The organism is Rhabdochromatium marinum, from assembly GCF_016583795.1.
GTDB classification, from domain to species: domain Bacteria; phylum Pseudomonadota; class Gammaproteobacteria; order Chromatiales; family Chromatiaceae; genus Rhabdochromatium; species Rhabdochromatium marinum.
In genome coordinates this window covers 1-1,271 of the sequence record NZ_NRRS01000175.1, presented here as the reverse complement: position 1 = coordinate 1,271, position 1,271 = coordinate 1, and the positions used below count along the sequence as shown (strand labels likewise).

Annotated in this window: 1 protein-coding gene and 1 pseudogene; one reads left to right on the top strand and one right to left on the bottom strand. The window is 54.8% G+C overall.

Translation table 11 applies throughout. The features are described 5' to 3' along the window. Positions 1-150: 150 nt before the first annotated feature. Positions 151-585, bottom strand: a pseudogene (locus CKO36_RS20615) (transposase family protein); the annotation flags it as partial. 108 nt (positions 586-693) lie between these two features. Between CKO36_RS20615 and CKO36_RS19115 the strand changes: the two are divergent. Beyond that, positions 694-1,143, top strand: coding sequence for a PD-(D/E)XK nuclease family transposase (locus CKO36_RS19115; protein WP_200286485.1), 450 nt, complete (start codon positions 694-696; stop codon positions 1,141-1,143). Positions 1,144-1,271 lie beyond the last annotated feature (128 nt).

Genomic DNA, 1,271 nt, shown 5'->3' with positions numbered 1-1,271 from the left:
AGACGGTTCAGCGGTTAGGGTTGTTGTGTCGCTTTGGGCATCTGGATTCGACCAGCTTCCATGTCGATGGTGACTACAACAGCGACATCGAAGATCCGACGGGCGTGATTCGCATCACCCAAGGCTATATTCTGGAAGCGGCTGAGGGGGGTGCGGAATGACGGCATATAAATAGCGGCGTTTGCTCGCCTGGTAGCCGCGCCACGCTTCGCCTTGATAACGACGACAGCGACGAATCCGGATGTTGTCGCAGACCGGGAGCGGGAAGCTGTCGATGATATAGAGATTTTCGGTGTTTAATTGATGCCCTAAGCTAGCTAAGACATGAAACAATGGCCCCACGAACGGCTTGCAACGATGAAGACGGCGCACGAAGCGACTGGTACTGAGCCGACGTGGGAGATAGCCCGTTTCATGCAGAAACCGATGGGCTCGCTGAAAGCATCCGCCAAACTCGAGGGCGGCGACCAACGCGGTGGTGAGAATTTCCGCGTCGGAGACCTGACACTGTGGATCTTCACGATGACCGAGTGCTTTCAACAGATCGTCACAAAGGCAGTATACGAATATAATCTTTGTGTCCATCGGGGGTCCTCGCCAGTCGTTGTGCAGTAGGGGTACTTACAACGCTAGCAAACTCCGATGGACGCCAGCTTATCAAGGTGGCAACTTGGGTTACATAAGAGGTCGCCCATGCCCGAAGCGCAGACTCTCTCCGATCTGCTCGACCCCAAGAACGACTATGTCTTCTTCCGTGTTTTCTCCGAAGAACCCGAGTTGCTGGTCGATCTGATCAACGCCGTGCGCGTCGATGAGCCTTCGATTGTTGCCGTCACCCTGCTGGATGCGCGTCTAAGCCCCGAACGGCTCAGCGGCAAACGGCTGATCCTTGATCTCAAGGCTGTCGACGAACAGGGACGGCACTACAATGTTGAGATGCAAGTGCGCAGTTTCGGTGTCTGGAGCGCACGCGGTATTCTCTACCTGGCGCGCGTGATCAGCGAACAACTCGAAGCCGGCGAGGAGTACCACAAGCTCAAACCCGTCATCGGCATCAGCAATTCCCGCCGAAAAAATTTTCGGCGTAACAACAGCAGGTTGGCCCAGGCTCAAAAAAAGTTTTTCGTAAACTTTTGGCGCTGATTCGGTAGACTGGCCGGCATCGTTCAATGTCAGATTGCGAGGGTGGTGCTGATGAGCACGCCGTTTTGCCGCAAGCATCTCAGCATTGAGGGGCTGCTCAAAGAAGCGCATCAGGTGTTTCGTCGAAT